Annotated in this window: 1 protein-coding gene; it reads right to left on the bottom strand. The window is 67.0% G+C overall.

Annotation, left to right across the window (positions count from 1 at the left end; translation table 11 throughout):
• Nucleotides 1-473, bottom strand: a 473-nt coding sequence (locus NJD74_RS19595) for a TRAP transporter large permease subunit (RefSeq protein ID WP_319624824.1), incomplete at both ends; no start/stop codon positions are given.

The raw sequence follows: 473 nt of genomic DNA, 5'->3' as shown, positions 1-473 counted from the left end.
ATCGGAAACAGCAGCGGCCCGAACAGCACGATGGCCGGTATGCCTTCCAGCACGCTGCCGAGGATCACGAAGGCCAGGATCGAGACCGCGATGAAGGTCGCGGAGCCACCGGGCAGGCCGGTCATGGAGGCAGCAAGCGCCCGCGAGAAGCCGGATTGGGTCAGGCCCCAGGCCATTCCGGTCGCGGTGCCGATGATCAGCAGGATCGCGCCAGACAGGCAGGCGGTCTCGATCAGCATCGGCAACAGCCGCCGCCAGTCGAACTGCCGGTAGATCAGCAGCCCGATGACCAGCGCATAGACGATGCCGATGGTCGATACTTCGGTCGCGGTGGCGATGCCTTCGACCACGGCGTAACGGATCACGAAGGGCAGGGCCAGGGCAGGGATCGAGACCACGAACGCACGGGCGATCTCGCCCGACGTGGCGCGCCGGACGTGGCTGAGATCCTCGCCGCGGTAGCGCCACCACAC

Source organism: Stenotrophomonas sp. RG-453 (assembly GCF_033843685.1).
In the GTDB taxonomy this organism is placed as follows: domain Bacteria; phylum Pseudomonadota; class Gammaproteobacteria; order Xanthomonadales; family Xanthomonadaceae; genus Stenotrophomonas; species Stenotrophomonas bentonitica_A.
Note: the sequence above shows the minus strand (reverse complement) of the source record. Positions and strands in the feature narration are given on the sequence as shown.